The organism is Ruegeria sp. HKCCD7559 (assembly GCF_013110575.1).
Taxonomy (GTDB): Bacteria; Pseudomonadota; Alphaproteobacteria; order Rhodobacterales; family Rhodobacteraceae; genus Ruegeria.
Map to the genome: position 1 here is coordinate 1561655 of NZ_WVQU01000001.1, position 15812 is coordinate 1577466.

Genomic DNA, 15812 nt, shown 5'->3' on the forward strand with positions numbered 1-15812 from the left:
TGGAACCTGAACCGTCCGCCCGAAACATGGGCTGTCCACACTTACCCCCTGCTCCCGAATGAAGCACCCGGCGCATGGGGCAAGGCAACGCGAACGGTTGCGCTTTTGACCTACAGCGGGACACCACTGAACCTGGATCGCACTTTTACAGCACGCGGCGTTTTGGGACGTGTCGACTTACCGCGTAACCTGCAAGCGCCGAAAGCGATTTTGCCACGCCGCCCCGTGGCACGGGGCTTAGCGCTGCTATTGCCTGATCGCGGTATTCTTCAGGCAATTTCTGCCTCTTGATATGGCGCGCGGCCGGAGAAAGCTCTGCCAAAAACCGCGCAGGGTCGCGGTGACTAAGGAAAGCACGGGCTGCCGCGCCCCCGGTTTGCCGCTGGGCTGCCTCGAGAACAGGCACGCTGAACAGGCCGCTCGAGAGGTCTGACGCAAATGGGGTGCTGCCCGGGGGGCGGTCCAGGGCCAGTTCATCCTCGGTCAGCAGGTAAGCCAGGCCAAGATTCTCGCCATAGTCGCGAAGGGCGTCTGACAGATCGTTTTGTTCGGCAAGCATCGCACCGAGTTCACAAGGCAGTCGGAAGAATGCAGCCATGCATTGCCGCATCTGCGCGATGCGCTTTTCGACCGCCAGATCCGGTTGCCATGCGGTCCGAAGCTCGGACACCCGGCCTTCACAGGCCGAGGCCATGGTACTCAGGATTGGTGGCACCAGATCCGGGCAGTCCTGTGCGCCGACTTCATGCGCCTTCGCCAGAAGATAATCACTTGTGAGTATCCCAAGCTTGTCGCCCCAGTTGGCCTTGGCGTCGGATGTTGCGGCCGCGGCCTCGACCCCTCGAATACCGCTTTGGGCAAGAAACCCCAGATACGCAAGTTCCAGCGCCGTGGCCGCGGCACGACGCCTTTTTGCCTCAACATCACCCAGATAGGACGTCAGCAAAAGCAACAGCGAAGGTCGAAACGCAACCATGTCAGCCCGCTTGCCCGCGAAGGACATGCGCGTCAGAAACGGCCAATCGGTGCGCACGATGTGATTGAGGCGTGCGCCCACATCGCGCAGGTCGTCCCCAAGCGGCATCTCGGGCACGCGTACAAGGGGCGACACGTCATCCAACATGGCGCGTTCCACATCACCGCCAGTGCCTTCAGGCACCAAAACGGCGCGGCGCAGCATGTTGTGGACCGGCTTTTCGCTTTCGAACGTATCGTCCAACACGCGCCAGATGAACTCGTATCTGCGGCTTGCGCGGTTCCCGAGCGTGAAGTACCCGGCAAAGCGATCCCCCAACAAAAGCGCATAGTCGTCTGCCGCCACCCAAGGGCCTGCCCCTGTGCGGAGACATCGATCAGTGGTTTGCGCCGCAAGCACACCGGATTCCAGCGCAAAGCTAATTCCTTCGCCTGTAAACGGGCTGATAAGACCGGCGGCGTCCCCTACCAGCAACAGACCTGAATGGGCGGCGCGTTCCGGTGCGAAATCGAACCTCAGCGGTGCCCCCAAGGTCGTACCGGACAACTGAATGCCCGAATATTCCGGATAATCCTTTCGGAGCGCGTCCAGAAATTGGTCGAACAATGTTCTGACATTGGTGTCAAACGCCCTGCAGAACAGCCCGACACCGACATTTGCAGTTCCCTTCCCCGTTGGGAATGCCCAGCCATAGGACGGCAACAAGTACCGGTCCGTAACATCAGTCAACGGCAGCATTATTTCCAGCAGTGGCGGAGTGTCTCCGCAGCCATCGACATAACCGCGAAGCGCGGTGCCATAGCCTTGTTCCGGTGTTTCCCGCAATCCCGCTGCTTTCGCCAATCGAGACGCGGCCCCGTCTGCGGCGATGACCATGTACCCGGTCAGAAACACTGTCGCGCCATCCTGCATCCGAGCGGTGACACCTGTGACAGTCCCGCTTTCATCCGTTACCAGATCGTCGGCACGGCATTTCGGCAAGAAAGCCGCTCCTTCCGCGCGGGCCTGACGCAAAAGACAGTCATCCAGTATCAAACGGGGTACAACCAGCCCATAGTCGTCTTCGCCCTCGTATCGAAAATCCCGGTGGCCCCTGTTGCGCATATGGACACGCACGCCTTCGACCTCCTGTTGATCTGTAAGCGCGGACAGGATGCCGAGGCGTTTCAGCTGAGAGATACCGGACCGGGTGATCCCGTCTCCACAGCTTTTGTCCCGAGGGAAATCCTCACGGTCGATCAGAATGACCTTTCGACCTCTCCGCGTCAGCTCGATGGCGGCAGCGCTGCCGCCGGGCCCCGCACCGACAATGATGGCGTCCCATGTCTCGGCGGCGGCTTCCGCAGGTGTCGCAAGCGGCAGATCCTCGGCAAGAGGGCCGAAACCGTCCATGTCAGGCCCTCCTTTCCACAGAGAGCCGGGCGAGGTTTGCCAGCGAGTCGCGTAGCACATGATCGTCCAGCCCCGAGATGACCTGTACGGCCGCTTCGGATTTGTCCCGCGCCAACTGTTCCGTAGCTTCGACCGCACCCGAATTGCGAATGATCTCTACAGCGCGCGAAATATCCGCATCCTGCATTTCAGCCAGCCTCAACCTGGCCCGCAATTCATCGGCGGCCTGACCGTTCTGACCCAGGCACAGGAGCACCGGCATCGTATAGGCCCCTTCGCGCAGATCAGAGGCGGACCCCTTTCCAAGCTCGGTGCTGCTTGCAATGTAGTCCAGAACATCGTCGCGCAGCTGAAATGCAAGGCCGAGGCACTTTGAATAGGTGATCAGTGCGTCTCGTTCCTGATCACTTACGTCTGCCAACATCGCCCCCAGCGATGCGGCGAGAACAAACAGCTCGGCCGTCTTGCCCTCGAGCATTTCAAGATGCTCTTCAATGGTCCAATCGGCGTTGTAGGCGTTTTCTGCTTCGCGCAACTGCCCCAGACACAGCGCGGAACAGTGTTTGCCAGCCAGCTCAGAGGCTTTGGGGCTGATGGAATCCAACAGGTTTAGTGCACGGGCCAGAATGAATGTTCCGGCGAAGCTGGCGATGGGCGAAGACCAGCGACGGTTCACGCTTTCCGCTCCACGCCGAAGTTCGGCCCGGTCCATGACGTCGTCATGATAGAGCGACGCCACATGGATCATTTCGACAGCCGCCGCCGCCTGAATTGCGCGCTTGCGGCCTTCTGTGTCGGCGAGGCTTCGCGCGGTAAGCAGCAGAAGAATTGGCCGCAACCGTTTCCCGCCAGCGCCGATAAGCCAGTGGGCTATCTCTTCGAAACCCGGCTGGTCCGAGGCGACAGCATCCAACATGGATGCTTCAACCTGGGGTATCGTGGCCCGGACCTGTTCGTCCTGCAACCAGTCAGACATCCGCAATCTTGCGGAACTGCGCCAGCGTCTTCTGCAAACGCTTCGACCTGAGCGCCGCTTCAGAGTTCCTGATGAAACTGTCGTAGCCCTCGTGCAGTGCTGCGGACTCGGCGCGAACAACAATCTCACCACGGTGGAAAGCGTCCATTACGGTCATCCTGCCTTCGGAAATGGCCACGAGAGCTTCCGGTGAGATCGCGCCGACGCCCCGGCCTTTCCCTTTGCGCTTTTGGCTCGGGTTGATGTGAACTTCACCGCTCATCACCGAAACTTCGACCGACCCCATACCAAAAACACCAACCGTTGCACTGGCGCCCTCGTACTGCTTGACCAGTTCAGCATATTCCTTCTTGGCGTCCGCCTTGAAACCCGCCAAAGCATCTTCGGCCAGTTTTTCGACTGCCTTTGCACCCTCTTCCGGCTGCATCCGCTGTTCATAGTCTGCCACGTTCGTATCCTCCGTTCCAGAATTTCCAAATCAGACCGAGCCGACCGCCGCCCGAGCATCCACACGCCCGGCGCCCTGCTGCGTGGTCGGTGCGCCGATATCGACGGCGGTGGCCATGAGAACTGCCTTGATGTCAGCCGGCAGCAGTGTCGGGTTTCGCTGCAACATCAGCGCCGCGACCCCGGCGACATGGGGGCAGGCCATCGAGGTGCCGCTGGCCTCGAGATGAAGCGGATCTATCACCGTCGCGCCGCCATTCATGTCATTGCCGGTCGCCGATCGCGATGCCACGATATCCACGCCGGGGGCGGTGACATCCGGTTTGTCGCGTCCATCCGGCGTTGGTCCGGGACTGGAGAAACCGGCCATGTTGTCGCTGTCATCGCTTGCGCCGACGGTGATCACGCTCTGCGCAATACCCGGACAGCGAATGCGCGTGTCATAGGTGCCGCAACTGTCATTGCCCTCGTTGCCCGCGGCCACCACAAAGGTCACCCCGGCGGTCGAAGCCGCATCAGCGGCGACACACAAAACGCATGTTCCGTCCGGATCGACCCAATTGCCGTTTCTGTGCGAAAAGCCCCAGGAATTGGAAAGAACATCCATCCCGTCCGCGACGGCCTGTTGGATTGCCGCAACGCAGTTTGGAGCGTTCCCACTGCCAAACTGATCCAGCAGCTTGTAGTCGTGGATAACCGCCCCCGTGGCGACACCACGGAACGTCGCGCCATTGCTGGCGACAACACCCGCACAATGAGTACCGTGCCCGTTCAGGTCGCCCAACCCCTCGCCGGTAAAATCCTGTTGGGTGCCGAAATTTCCGGCAAGTTCGGGATGTGTCTGGTCCACGCCCGTATCCAGAACGGCAACATCCACTTCGGCACCGTTGATCCCGCTGGCTTCCACGACATCGGCATTGATCAGCGGACGACTGTTATCCAGGTCGATCAGGATCTGGTTTTTGCAATGAACTATCTTCATGACATCGGCGCGCCCCGCGATATCCGTAAGGCGCTGATCATCGGCAAGGACAACCAGACTGTGAGTCAGCCAAAACGACCGTTCGACCTCAATCCCCCGCTCTTCAAAGCTTCGGGCGATTTTGCCCACCACGTCTTCACCATGGCGTCGGTGTTGCATGATCGAACGGCGGCGCTGGCGCCGGTCGAACGCACGGGGCGGGCGATCCGGCGATGCCCTGCCGCTGCGCAGCGAGACCAGCACGCGATGCCGGGGAAGCTGGGCGGTTTCGGTTTGGCCAAGCAGGGCGTTCAGGCGCGCCTCTTTTCGGTTGGCCAAGAGGTCGCGCAAGATAATGCTGTCCATCTTCAAGATGGACTCGCTGCCAAACTCGGCACGAAGCTTCTCGATTTCACGACGTTCCGCTCTTTCGAAGCGATCAACGTGTTCCCGGCTTAACTCGGACATTTCGTGCTCCTTTAGATCATGGTCTTATGGGGTTTTCAGGAATGGCCTGACGTTTGGTGGAATGGGTAATCATCACCACGGAAGGATCGTTGGCCATTGTCGCGATGGCCCCGGGCGAAAGTTCGACGGCAACACTGTCGATCAGCCACAGTTCGGTAATCCCGACACCGCCCAGGCTTTCCAGGGTGCCGACCAGGGGCCGTGTGCGTCGGCGGAAATAATCTTCGCGTGCCTTCGTTTCGGCGCGCCGGAAAGAGGGCGCATTGCCTTCGGTGTCTGGCGCCAAGCGCAATATGACCTGCACCGAGTTCCCATCATCGCCGTCTGTTGCGGCCTTCGCCAATTCCGATCGCAGCTGAGTGTCCAGCTTGCCCCAAGCCGCCTCGGACAGGCCGAACGGATGGGGGCTGTTGGTTTCGGTCAAGGTTCTGTCCTCCGTGGTCGTCCCTGCACTGAACATGGCCGGTGCGACGGCACGGTCGAAGCGCGGATTCACGACAATGCCGGGCCCCGGTTCAGGTTCTGCCGAGGGCGTACTGCGCGGGTGTTCCGGCAGGAAACACAGTTCGATCAACGCCGCTTCCTGCGCGCGCATAGCGAGGGTCACCATACCGCTCGCCTGCACTTCGATAATCTGTACCCCCTGCTGCTGCGTTCCTGTCTGGGTCGTCAGGACATTGCCCGCCGCATCAAGTGCGATGATCGTTATGGGCTTTCCGCCAGCAAAGCTCAGCTTGAGGCGGGCCCAATCAGCAACGACCGGCAGATGGGCAAAGACACCGGCGATGGAAAGCAACAGTTTGGGTGTGCCTTGCGGCTGGAACCCGCCAATGATCTGAAGAAGGCTGCCCTTGGTCGGCAGGAACCGCACACCGCCGACGTTCAATACCGGATGGCGGGAAGGCAGTTTCTGGCCGCGAAAATCAATGCAACGTTCACGCGGTGGAATTTCCGGATCGGGCTTCGGCTGCTCCGGACAATGCGGCTGAATCGCGATGAAAGCGCAATCATCAATATAGCCAAGCGCATCGTTGCGCGGATCATCTCCGCTGAACTCCAGAAACACCGTCACGGCCTCGGCTTCCGCCGTCACGCGGCCCCGCAATTGCCGCCAGGCACCGTCTAGATTGCCGGTCCACCATTCCACCCAGGGCGCCCGCGGATCATCACCACCGCGCGGATCCAACCCTAGAGCATAGCCGCCTGCGTCGCCGGCCTCCTTCGCGAACCAACACGAGAACTCATAATCCCACCCCGGATTCGAACCCAGCGATTGCCACAGGCCGACACGAAGGCCGCGCTGCGCGATGACCCTTTGGGACCTGTCCCCGGTCCGGACGATGCAACCTTCGCAGTCAAAGGCATCGGCGGGGATCGGGGCCAATTGCGGAACGGGATTTCCCTTTCCGGCATGAAAGGCTGCCAAGTCGGTCAGCCATGCATAGGGTGTCCAGAAGCGACCGACATTGCCCGCTGGAAGCGAACGGAAACCATCTTCGAAACCAGGGTTCAGCAAATGCACGACCCGGACGGTCAGGTCATCCTGACCAAAGGCGCCATCGTCATCCATGACGGTACAGATGGCCCGGAAGTCACCACAGTTTTCATAGATATGTGAGGCGGTCGCCGTGCCTTCGGCTGCCGGTGGTTCATTCGTTTCCTCGATCAGGGCCGTGCGGGGTTCACTGCAATCGCCGAAATCCCACTTGGCCGTATGCGTGTCGCACCAGCCGGGATCCCCGAAATCGGCGACAAGCGTGATCGGTGTGCAGACATATGCATAAAGGTCCGGGCCAGCTTCGACTTCGGGCGGAACATTGGTCACGGTGACACGCAAGGTGTCGATGGCCTCGCCCCCGTTGACGTCGCGAATACGCACCGTGACGGTGTATTCGCCATTGTCGCACCAGGCATGGGTCACGGTCGACGTGCCTGTCGCCGCAGGAGGAGCATTGGTTTCAGAAATAACGCCGGGTTTGGGCGCGTGGTGATCACCGAAATACCACATGGACTCGTGGGTGTCGGGGTATTCGACATCTCGGAACCGTGCGACCAGAGTGACCTCTTCGCCCTCCTGCACCGTCAGATCAGGGCCGGCATCCACTGTCGGCGGCACATTTTCGACGGTAACAAGCGAGAAACTGCGACTGCGCGCGCCGCCCGGCTGGTTGATCGTCAGCGCATGTTTTGCGGTGTAGACACCGCTTGCAGCATAGACATGCTGAATCGAGGGCAAGACCGCGGCCGGTGTTCCGTCACCCGGCAACCACTCGTACCCTGCGTCAGGATGTTCATTCGCAGCCGCAAGCGACATGGCCGATGCGGCCGCACCCGACCGTGCACCACCCGAATCCGCCGGGACGACATCCGTGGCTTCGCAACTGCTTATGACAGTGAAATCTCCGGCAATTTCAAGACCGTCGGTATCAATCACGATCGGGTCCGAAAATACCGCTTCGACCCGCCCGATCCTGGCAAGGTTCTCCGGCCAGCCGGTGATACCCGTGACCGTATTGGTAACTTCATCTGACAGGATTTCACTGCCCATGCTTTCGGCAATTCCCCGGACGACAAGGGCCACGATCACAACGACCAATGCGCCCAGAATTCCGAAAGCGCCGAATGACAATATCGCGGCGATTGCCGTCAGCACCCAAAGCAGCACGGATTCTTCGGGATCGACATCGCTGTCGATTTCAAAGTGATCCATTTGCTGCCCACCGGTTGGGCCCAGCGAACCGTTCGGCTGCCAGCGCAATCCGACATCATTGAAAAAGTCGGCATCCACATCAATACTGCCCAGGATCGCGTCTACGACCGTCACCTTGCCCGATATTCTGATCGCCCCGGCCCTGAGGCTCACGTCCAGATCGGTCAGCCGGACTTCGCGCCCGTCAGGTGTAAAGGTCTTCGGAAGGTCATCATCCGACAATTCGGCTTCGATGCGCGCCGTTTCAATCGATGCTTCAACCTGGGCCGCGCTGATGGCAATTGCAAAATCCCTGTCAGCAGGGATGAAATTGGCAAGCCCGCCTACGTCACCACCGCCATCATCGTTCAAGGCGATCGCCAGAAACTCGTTTGTCACGCCGACGGTGATACTGTCGACTTCAAACTCTTCGTCCGTTGCCTCTGGCCCCCAGATGTAAACGAAATCGCGGGCCTCAAGATCCTGATGAAAAAAGTCGCCGATGAATTTTTCGATCTCGGCTACTGTCGGGGCCGCAATTGAAATCTCGCCCAGCCCACTGGCCAATTCCTGCCCCCGCGACACCAGTTCGCTGGATATCTGGGCGTCGAGGTCAATCGCGACCAACGGGATCGCCGCCAGTTGATCACGGTTGTCGATGTAATTGTCACCCTCTGGCCCATATTCCGGACCGGCGGGGTTGATCGCGTCCACGGTAACGATGGCCGCGTTTAAATCCGTGCGGAATTCCGAACCGACCCGATTGAAAGGTGCCGTGATGTTGATCCGCGTTTCGATCCCCATGGGGTCCTGCGGATTGAAAAAAAGCTGTACCGTCGGCCCAACGACAATGTTGAACATGCGCAGATAGACCGGCAACGAAATTGTTATGTCACCGCCTGACACGATGGTTTCAATATCGTGCGCCGCGTCCGAGGCGTCGTTGAAGATTTCCGCATGGACATCCGTCGTCAACGCTCCCAAGGCAAATTCCAGCTCGGTCTCATCGATGACATGGGGGATGGAGGGAAAGGCCGGATCGATCGGTCCGCCGGGGCCACCGTTCTCATAGGCTTTGTCCACGAATTCACTTGCGAACAACTCGATATTGGACGCAATCGGATCGCCGCTGGTCAGCGTGGCGGACACCTGGTTGCGAGGCAGTCCATCCAACAGCCATCCCACATCCTGACGCCCGGGAATTAGACTGATCGGCGCAGCCGCAGCAAGATCGGCCGTCATCGTCAGCATTTGCGCCGATGGAACCGGGGGGTTTTCGATTTCGATCTGGATCAGGACACCAAGTCGAATTTCGGCACCGGTGATGTCCGGACGCAAGCTGGCGTCCAACTGGTCTTCGGGAATCTGAACAGACCCGTCAGCTACAACAAAACCGCCAAAGGTTTCACCTGCGGGAACATCCATGAATTCGGGAATGCGGCCTTCATCGCCGGGATCATCGTCGCATTCCGCGGACTTCCACGCCCCCCGAATGACCTTTCGCAGGACCTCTTCTGAGGCTTCGACGACAACTTGGTATCCTCTTGTATTTGCCATCCTGACGTCCTCGGTGTGACGGCGCGAGGAAATCGCGCCCGGGTGTCTTCAAGCAGTGCCGGTGACAACGGCGCGGGGCGTGATATTGACCAGCCTACGTTTCCCGGTTCGCACGGCACGATACAGCGCCTCAGTCGCAAAACGCGGTGTCGATGCATCAAGTTGCCGGTAGGCAAGTAACGGAGAGATGATTTTGTGCGCCTTACCCAGCGCTTCCAGCGGATCAGGAATCTTCACGGGCTCAATCAAACTTGGATCGATCCCGGCGACGGATTTGCCTTTGGCTTTCCCAGGAAACTGGCGCGCGATTTCTGATGCCTTGACCTTGGCCACCTTCACTTTGGAGGTGGAATAGCGCACTTTTCGCATCGGCAAGGACAAGGGAGACAGGTCAGGGCGTTTCGAAGTATCATCGACCAGCTTCAACTCGTCGAAAAGGACCACAGCCAGATCGTGTTCCTGCCCGGGGTCAAATTCATGCCCGGACGCGGCGAAAATCTTTTTTCGCAAACTTTTGCGTTCAACGATCTGTTTCTTGGAAAACCGCGCTCTGTCCTCCAGCTCAAGTCGGCCAGACAGGTCCAATTCGAACCCAAGCTCCTCAAGCGCCAACACGGGGTTAATCAGCGCAGCACGAGCAAGCTCTGGGGTGACATTCAAACGGGCAGCAATATCATGCACTGCTGCTTGAACGTCCTGAAACGTAGCCATAGCAGCCTTCCAATTACGAAATAAACGTAACTCTTGAACGCTTGGAACTGATAGATAGATACTTTGGGAGTCTGCCTTCACGATATATTTTTAAAGCGATTCCGTCAATGAGCCGGAGACGCAGCAAGGCTGACTTCAACCCGATCGCGTAACGTTATTTGTCGCGTCGCTGGTTTTATCGGACGGGTTTATCGTGAATTTTGCGGCCTGGAATACAGGCCCTGACCAACTATCGATAACAGCAGTGCGGAACCTTCCCGCGCCACGGCCAGGGGCGTTGGTTTCAAGCAAAACCGCCAATCGTGACGTTCGACGAATTGTCCAAGCATTCCGCGGCCCCGCGCCTTCTATCCGTCCACAACACCTCGCGCCCCTCTTCCCCCGGACCACATCACCTGCCATAATGGGGGAAACTCAAAAACAAGAGCAGCACCCATGCCCGACGATCTGTTGACGCCAGAAGCGACCACAACTTATGACGCCTCCTCGATCGAGGTGCTCGAAGGTTTGGAACCGGTCCGCAAGCGACCCGGCATGTATATCGGCGGCACGGATGAGCGCGCTTTGCACCATATGGTGGCCGAGATCCTCGACAACTCGATGGACGAGGCCGTGGCAGGCTATGCCAACCGGATCGAGGTGGAACTGCACGCCGATTACGCCCTGACCGTACGCGACAACGGGCGCGGCATCCCGATCGATCCGCACCCCAAGTTCCCGGACAAATCCGCGCTCGAGGTGATCCTGTGCACATTGCACGCGGGCGGCAAGTTCTCGGGCAAAGCGTATCAGACCTCGGGTGGTCTGCACGGCGTGGGCGCTTCGGTGGTGAACGCGCTGTCGGATTCGATGGTCGTACAGGTGGCGCGCGACAAGACGCTGTTCGAACAACGGTTCTCGCGCGGTGTTCCGCTGGGCCCTGTGGAAAAAGTCGGCGCCGCCCCCAACCGGCGCGGCACGACCGTAACCTTCCACGCGGATGAGGAAATATTTGGCCACCACCGGTTCAAACCGGCGCGCCTGTTCAAATCGATCCGGTCCAAGGCCTACCTGTTCTCGGGTGTGGAAATCCGTTGGAAATCAGCCATCGACGACGGTGAAACCCCGACCGAGGCCTCGTTCCACTTTCCCGGCGGCCTGTCGGATTACCTGAAAGAGACGATGAACGGCTCGTCCACCTACGCCGAGCAACCTTTTGCGGGCACCGTCGATTTCAACGAGAAATTCGGCACCCCCGGCAAGGTCGAATGGGCGATCAACTGGACACCGTCGCGTGACGGGTTCATCCAGTCCTATTGTAACACCGTTCCCACCCCCGAAGGCGGCACCCATGTGGCCGGTTTCTGGGCCGCGATCCTCAAGGGGATCAAGGCTTATGGCGAGTTGATCAACAACAAGAAGGCCGCCCAGATCACGCGCGACGACCTGCTGACCGGGGGCTGCGCGCTGGTCTCGTGCTTCATCCGCGAACCGGAATTCGTCGGCCAGACCAAAGACCGCCTTGCCACGGTCGAGGCGCAGCGGCTGGTGGAAAACGCGGTGCGCGACCATTTCGACAACTGGCTGGCCGCCGACACGAAATCCGCCGGCGCGATCCTCGACTTCCTGATCCTGCGGGCCGAAGAACGCCTGCGCCGACGGGCCGAGAAGGAAACACAACGCAAGTCCGCCACTAAAAAACTTCGTCTTCCCGGCAAGCTGGTGGACTGTTCCAGTTCAACACGCGAAGGCACCGAACTATTCATCGTCGAGGGCGACTCTGCCGGCGGCTCGGCCAAAATGGGGCGCGACCGCAAAACGCAGGCCCTGCTGCCCTTGCGCGGCAAGATCCTGAACGTGCTGGGCGCGGCCAGTTCGAAACTGGGCACCAATGCCGAGATCAACGACCTGACGCAGGCGCTGGGCGTGGGGCTGGGCAGCAAGTTCAACCTCGACGATCTGCGCTATGACAAGGTCATCATCATGACCGACGCGGATGTGGACGGGGCGCATATCGCGTCCTTGCTGATGACGTTCTTCTTCACCCAGATGCGCCCGATGATTGACGCGGGTCACCTGTACCTGGCCTGCCCGCCTTTGTACCGCCTGACCCAGGGTGCCAAACGCGTCTATTGTCTGGACGAGGCCGAGCGCGACGAGTGGCTGAAAAAAGGTCTGGGCGGCAAGGGCAAGATCGACGTGTCCCGCTTTAAGGGTCTGGGCGAGATGGACGCCAAGGACCTGAAAGAGACCACGATGGACCCGGCGTCCCGGAAATTGATCCGGGTCACCATCGACGAGGACGAACCCGGCGAGACCGGAGATCTGGTCGAGCGTCTGATGGGGAAAAAACCCGAGCTGCGGTTCCAGTACATTCAGGAGAACGCGCGGTTTGTGGAGGAGCTGGATGTTTGATGGAAAAGTCAAGGACGGAAAAGTTCGTTGGAAGAACCTTAGATGGGATAACTTCGTTTATCTGTTAGATGGCCCCATGACCAAAAGTTTCTTCTTAATACCGGTTTTTGGTTATCTTATTATTTTTAAAGACTATTTCATAGAGAGCGCTGATTTTTCCACACTTGTCGGCAACGAAAAAACTACCTTCGTAATTTCCCCCGGTTCACGGGTGCGTTTTGTTTACTTTGGAATGATTTTTGTCGGCATTGCATATGCTATCTATTTGCTGTGAAGACCAAGCGTCATGTCGCGCTCAACCAACCAAGCCGGGTACCTCGAGTTTGCAAAAAGAAACTTCACTTTTAGGAACTATGAGGACATCTATGACGAGATTTGCAAAGAAGGTGCCTATTCAATTTATGGGGAAGATCATTTGGACCAATGGGAAGACTTCAAAATACTCGTAGGAGGTAAGGAATTCGAAAGCTCAAAGAAGGTCTACGGCGATAAAGTGCACTTCACCGAAACACAATCTCGTTTTGAAGGTATGATCAGAGCATTGGTAATTGACTACTATATTAGGGGAGTTCGAAGCCGCAGAAGCTCTCTAATTCTTTGTATTTTTTTAGCCATGGTGGGATACCTTTTGATCATCATACCAAGTGGCGATCTTTTTGCACGTGTGGTCCAAATTACTTTCTTTTGAATGTCGAGGATGGGACTGAAGCCAAGTCCATCAAACGGCCACGTAACAAGGGTAGGATGGGGGGCTCTTACCCATCGAGTTTCCTGCGTTGAGATGGGAGCGAACACCTAGACTAGGTTATCACAAACCTCTCGTCCGGCCCGAGGGTGGGTGCGGAACGCGCCTGCCCTTGGGGGCGGGTCGGGCGCGTGCTTGATGCTTTGCATCAAGCATTGGATGGATGGGAAAACCCACCAACACCAAACACGCCCTCAAAAAACCAAAATCTACTGCAATTCAAATCCCTTCGGTTTACTAATCAGATCAAGACCCGGCTTCCCCGTGACAAGCTGGCTTGGATTTAACGATTAAGGATTTGCAATGGCCCGCCTTTATGACAGTCGAAAACGTGTTCTCGTAACCGGTGGGGCCGGGTTTCTGGGCTCGCATCTGTGTGACAGACTTCTGGATCAGGGGCATGAGGTTTTGTGCGTCGACAACCTGTTCACCGGCACCAAGCGCAATATCGACCATCTGCACAGCAACCCGCGGTTCGAGTTCATGCGCCATGATGTGACCTTCCCTCTGTTTGTGGAGGTCGACGAGATCTATAACCTCGCCTGCCCGGCCTCACCCGTGCATTATCAGCACGATCCGGTGCAGACGACCAAGACCAGCGTTCATGGCGCGATCAATATGCTGGGTCTGGCGAAACGGCTGAAATGCAAGATCTTTCAGGCCTCGACCTCCGAGGTCTATGGCGACCCGACGATCCATCCGCAGACCGAAGATTATTGGGGCAACGTCAACCCGGTTGGTCCGCGATCCTGCTATGACGAAGGCAAACGCTGCGCCGAGACCTTGTTCTTCGATTACCACCGGCAGATGGGGTTGGAGATCAAGGTCGCCCGAATCTTCAACACCTACGGGCCCAGAATGCACCCCGCCGATGGGCGCGTCGTGTCGAACTTCATCATGCAGGCCCTGACGGGTGATCCGATCACGATCTTTGGCGACGGTACGCAGACCCGGTCTTTCTGTTACGTGGATGATCTGATCGAAGGGTTCATCCGCCTGATGGAGACCGGCGCGGACGTGACCGGCCCTGTCAATCTGGGCAATCCCAACGAATTCTCGATGAACGAACTGGCCCGCGAAGTGCAGGCCCTTGTGGGGGCCGAGACTCCTGTCAGTTTCAAGGAGTTGCCAGAGGATGACCCGAAACAGCGCCAGCCCGATATCACACTGGCGCGCACCCTGCTAGGCTGGGAACCCAAAGTGCAACTGAAAGAAGGATTGCACGCAACCATCCGGTATTTCCGAGACCTTCAGGCCGAAGTCGAGACCTAGGGCCAAGGCCCGGTTTAAGATCCGGGCACGCCCCCAGCCCCTGTCCTGCCCCGGCGCTTGCAGAACCTTCGCAAAGCACCGCCTTATTCGAAATCTGCCTGATCCAGCAGCGTATAGGTGAACTTGTTGCCAAACGCGTCGCGCCCGGCTTCGCATTTCAGCAGAAACTCGGCAAAGTGACGCTGATCGGCGAATACCTGACACCCGGCGGAATAGATCGTATTCGCCGTGTCATCGTCACCGTTGTTTGGCCCCTTGTGCAGATTTATGCCGAACATCCCGCTTTGAGGATTAACAAGGTTCAGGTTTCCATCCCTGTTGTTGTCCCGAAACACGGTAACGTTTCCCAGCCTTTGACACAGCGCCTTGTGGCCTCCGGGCCGGCCTCGTTTATGAATATCGATCTTGTAGCAGGACCGATATTGCCCCGACGCCAGAATGGCCGTCCCATCCGGGTTTATCGGGTTCTTCAGGTAGTGATCGCTGGGATCGGCCGTCATCGGGTAATACGCTATATCCCAAACGCCAAGAAACCGGTGAAACACCGTCATGACATCATCGAATTTCTTGGGTGAAACCGGGTGGGCGCGAATGCCCACTATGTTCAGGTTCCAATCGACAGTTGGGGTGTCGAAAACTACGTAATCCTTTTGGGACATGACATCCATAATCGCTTCCACAGAGGGTCTGAACATCTCTCAATTCTCCTTAAACAATGCGGCCATGTTACCACAGAAGTGACCGACCGTAAAAATCGTCCCCTTGGCTTGTCGCTGAGCGCGTAGGATTTTCGTTGCCTAACCCGTTGATCTCGTTCAAACTTGCTGAAACAAGAAACCATGATTGAGGTCCAGGCGTCCAAACCCTTTTTGATCGACAACAGATTTGCAGGACGAGAGGACGACCTGAAAACACTGACCTATGGGCTGGCCTTTGCTATGCTGGCGACCCAGGCCCCGGCGCAAAAGACGCTCAGCCTGGCATCTCCGATCCCGGACGGAACGGAAACACGGTTTTGCTATTACAAGGGGCTGGCTTTTTCCCCGGATTCCTTCATCGTGATCTTTGGCCACAACACCGTCACAGAAACGATCAACACGCACGAGGAACGCCTGCTGCGATGCGTAAGCAGCGACAAAGGCACCATGCACTGCAAGCCACAATGCACGTTTCAGGTCGGCCGCTAAGCCAGAGGTATCACTGTCGCCCGAGGCTTTTCCGCCG

At 58.1% G+C, this 15812-nt stretch carries 13 protein-coding genes; 6 read left to right on the forward strand and 7 right to left on the reverse strand.

Annotation, left to right across the window (positions count from 1 at the left end; translation table 11 throughout):
- Positions 1-145 precede the first annotated feature (145 nt).
- From GS605_RS07790 to GS605_RS07805, 4 genes are read right to left on the reverse strand one after another with little or no spacing between them, the layout of a single operon-like run.
- Positions 146-2368 carry a geranylgeranyl reductase family protein gene (locus GS605_RS07790; RefSeq protein WP_171723562.1) on the reverse strand — a complete coding sequence of 741 codons (2223 nt, stop codon included), beginning with the start codon at positions 2366-2368 and terminating at the stop codon, positions 146-148.
- A 1-nt stretch (position 2369) separates the two neighbouring features.
- Complete coding sequence (locus tag GS605_RS07795; protein WP_171723563.1) at positions 2370-3344, reverse strand: polyprenyl synthetase family protein; 975 nt, start codon at positions 3342-3344, stop codon at positions 2370-2372.
- A complete protein-coding gene (locus GS605_RS07800; RefSeq protein ID WP_171633556.1) occupies positions 3337-3792 on the reverse strand; it encodes a hypothetical protein in 456 nt (151 codons plus the stop codon). Before GS605_RS07800 ends, GS605_RS07795 begins: the two co-directional genes overlap by 8 nt.
- Positions 3793-3822: 30 nt before the next feature.
- Complete coding sequence (locus GS605_RS07805; RefSeq protein ID WP_171723564.1) at positions 3823-4773, reverse strand: S8 family serine peptidase; 951 nt, start codon at positions 4771-4773, stop codon at positions 3823-3825.
- Here GS605_RS07805 and GS605_RS07810 point away from each other — a divergent pair.
- Positions 4759-5211, forward strand: coding sequence for a hypothetical protein (locus GS605_RS07810; RefSeq protein WP_171723565.1), 453 nt, complete (start codon positions 4759-4761; stop codon positions 5209-5211). The genes GS605_RS07805 and GS605_RS07810 overlap by 15 nt on opposite strands.
- 25 nt (positions 5212-5236) lie before the next feature.
- Here GS605_RS07810 and GS605_RS07815 read toward each other — a convergent pair whose 3' ends face one another.
- Both GS605_RS07815 and GS605_RS07820 read right to left on the reverse strand, forming a co-directional pair.
- Entirely contained in the window at positions 5237-9466 is a 4230-nt protein-coding gene (locus GS605_RS07815) for a PKD domain-containing protein (RefSeq protein ID WP_171723566.1), read from the reverse strand.
- 48 nt (positions 9467-9514) lie between these two features.
- The gene (locus GS605_RS07820) at positions 9515-10258 is read right to left on the reverse strand and encodes a hypothetical protein (protein WP_171723567.1); all 744 of its coding nucleotides are present in this window, start codon (positions 10256-10258) and stop codon (positions 9515-9517) included.
- A gap of 354 nt (positions 10259-10612) precedes the next feature.
- On the opposite strand from GS605_RS07820, the gene parE reads away from it, so the two are divergent.
- The 4 genes from parE to GS605_RS07840 all read left to right on the forward strand — a co-directional run bounded on the left by parE (position 10613) and on the right by GS605_RS07840 (position 14588).
- A complete protein-coding gene (parE, locus tag GS605_RS07825; RefSeq protein ID WP_171723568.1) occupies positions 10613-12571 on the forward strand; it encodes a DNA topoisomerase IV subunit B in 1959 nt (652 codons plus the stop codon).
- A complete protein-coding gene (locus GS605_RS07830) occupies positions 12564-12845 on the forward strand; it encodes a hypothetical protein (RefSeq protein ID WP_171723569.1) in 282 nt (93 codons plus the stop codon). The genes parE and GS605_RS07830 overlap by 8 nt, the downstream gene beginning before the upstream one ends.
- Before the next feature lie 12 nt (positions 12846-12857).
- Positions 12858-13259: a hypothetical protein gene (locus GS605_RS07835; protein WP_171723570.1), complete on the forward strand. Its 402-nt coding sequence runs from the start codon at positions 12858-12860 to the stop codon at positions 13257-13259.
- Positions 13260-13619: 360 nt separating this feature from the next.
- Positions 13620-14588, forward strand: coding sequence for a UDP-glucuronic acid decarboxylase family protein (locus tag GS605_RS07840; RefSeq protein WP_171723571.1), 969 nt, complete (start codon positions 13620-13622; stop codon positions 14586-14588).
- Between the two features lie 83 nt (positions 14589-14671).
- Here GS605_RS07840 and GS605_RS07845 read toward each other — a convergent pair whose 3' ends face one another.
- Positions 14672-15283, reverse strand: coding sequence for a hypothetical protein (locus GS605_RS07845; protein ID WP_171633575.1), 612 nt, complete (start codon positions 15281-15283; stop codon positions 14672-14674).
- Positions 15284-15427: 144 nt separating this feature from the next.
- Here GS605_RS07845 and GS605_RS07850 point away from each other — a divergent pair, with 144 nt between their 5' ends.
- Positions 15428-15775, forward strand: a complete 348-nt coding sequence (locus GS605_RS07850) for a hypothetical protein (protein WP_171723572.1) — start codon at positions 15428-15430, stop codon at positions 15773-15775.
- The last annotated feature ends 37 nt before the right edge of the window (positions 15776-15812 follow it).

Excerpts from the sequence above, each read along its gene's own strand:
- GS605_RS07810 (WP_171723565.1), top strand. The coding sequence starts at position 4,759 with ATGAACTATCTTCATGACATCGGCGCGCCCCGCGATATCCGTAAGGCG.
- GS605_RS07835 (WP_171723570.1), top strand. The coding sequence starts at position 12,858 with ATGTCGCGCTCAACCAACCAAGCCGGGTACCTCGAGTTTGCAAAAAGA.
- GS605_RS07845 (WP_171633575.1), bottom strand. The coding sequence starts at position 15,283 with ATGTTCAGACCCTCTGTGGAAGCGATTATGGATGTCATGTCCCAAAAG.
- GS605_RS07840 (WP_171723571.1), top strand. The coding sequence starts at position 13,620 with ATGGCCCGCCTTTATGACAGTCGAAAACGTGTTCTCGTAACCGGTGGG.
- GS605_RS07815 (WP_171723566.1), bottom strand. The coding sequence starts at position 9,466 with ATGGCAAATACAAGAGGATACCAAGTTGTCGTCGAAGCCTCAGAAGAG.
- GS605_RS07830 (WP_171723569.1), top strand. The coding sequence starts at position 12,564 with ATGTTTGATGGAAAAGTCAAGGACGGAAAAGTTCGTTGGAAGAACCTT.
- parE (WP_171723568.1), top strand. The coding sequence starts at position 10,613 with ATGCCCGACGATCTGTTGACGCCAGAAGCGACCACAACTTATGACGCC.
- GS605_RS07790 (WP_171723562.1), bottom strand. The coding sequence starts at position 2,368 with ATGGACGGTTTCGGCCCTCTTGCCGAGGATCTGCCGCTTGCGACACCT.
- GS605_RS07805 (WP_171723564.1), bottom strand. The coding sequence starts at position 4,773 with ATGAAGATAGTTCATTGCAAAAACCAGATCCTGATCGACCTGGATAAC.
- GS605_RS07850 (WP_171723572.1), top strand. The coding sequence starts at position 15,428 with ATGATTGAGGTCCAGGCGTCCAAACCCTTTTTGATCGACAACAGATTT.
- GS605_RS07795 (WP_171723563.1), bottom strand. The coding sequence starts at position 3,344 with ATGTCTGACTGGTTGCAGGACGAACAGGTCCGGGCCACGATACCCCAG.